Source organism: Mesorhizobium sp. M7A.F.Ca.CA.003.01.2.1 (assembly GCF_003998945.1).
In the GTDB taxonomy this organism is placed as follows: Bacteria; Pseudomonadota; Alphaproteobacteria; order Rhizobiales; family Rhizobiaceae; genus Mesorhizobium; species Mesorhizobium ciceri.
In genome coordinates, this window is sequence record NZ_RZRA01001581.1 from 1 (window position 1) to 586 (window position 586).

Consider the following 586-nt stretch of genomic DNA (forward strand, 5'->3'; position numbering starts at 1 on the left):
ATCCAGGGCATCAACGTCTACGACATTCTGCGCCGCGGCACGCTGGTCCTTTCGAAGGCCGCCGTCGAGGCTCTCGAGGAGCGTTTTAAATGACCGACCTTCGTCATTACGACGTGATCGTCTCGCCGGCGATCACCGAAAAGTCGACCATGGCCTCCGAGCAGAACAAGGTCGTCTTCAACGTCGCCAAGAAGGCGTCGAAGCCGGAAATCAAGGCCGCCGTCGAAGCGCTGTTCGGCGTCAAGGTGATGGCCGTGAACACGCTTGTCCGCAAGGGCAAGATCAAGCGCTTCCGTGGCACGGTTGGCCGCCAGAGCGACGTCAAGAAGGCGGTTGTGACGCTGGCCGATGGCCAGTCGATCGACGTCGCGACGGGTCTCTGAGCAAGGCCGCGAGGACAGAACAATGGCACTGAAAAAATTCAACCCGGTAACGCCCAGCACCCGTCAGCTGGTCATCGTCGACCGCTCGGGCCTCTACAAGGGCAAGCCCGTCAAGGGTCTGACCGAAGGCCTGACCAAGTCGGGCGGCCGCAACAATCACGGTCGCATCACCGCCCGCTTCATCGGCGGTGGTCACAAACGTT

Annotated in this window: 1 protein-coding gene and 2 pseudogenes; all 3 read left to right on the forward strand. The window is 61.3% G+C overall.

Translation table 11 applies throughout. The features are described 5' to 3' along the window. Positions 1–93: pseudogene (locus EN969_RS34340) on the forward strand (50S ribosomal protein L4); the annotation flags it as partial. Next, complete coding sequence (locus EN969_RS34345) at positions 90–383, forward strand: 50S ribosomal protein L23 (RefSeq protein WP_013531424.1); 294 nt, start codon at positions 90–92, stop codon at positions 381–383. The pseudogene EN969_RS34340 and the gene EN969_RS34345, both read left to right, overlap by 4 nt. A gap of 22 nt (positions 384–405) precedes the next feature. Then, positions 406–586: pseudogene (rplB, locus tag EN969_RS34350) on the forward strand (50S ribosomal protein L2); the annotation flags it as partial.

Bases quoted from the DNA above. Each gene is read 5' to 3' on its own strand.
- EN969_RS34345 (WP_013531424.1), top strand. From the start codon at position 90: ATGACCGACCTTCGTCATTACGACGTGATCGTCTCGCCGGCGATCACC.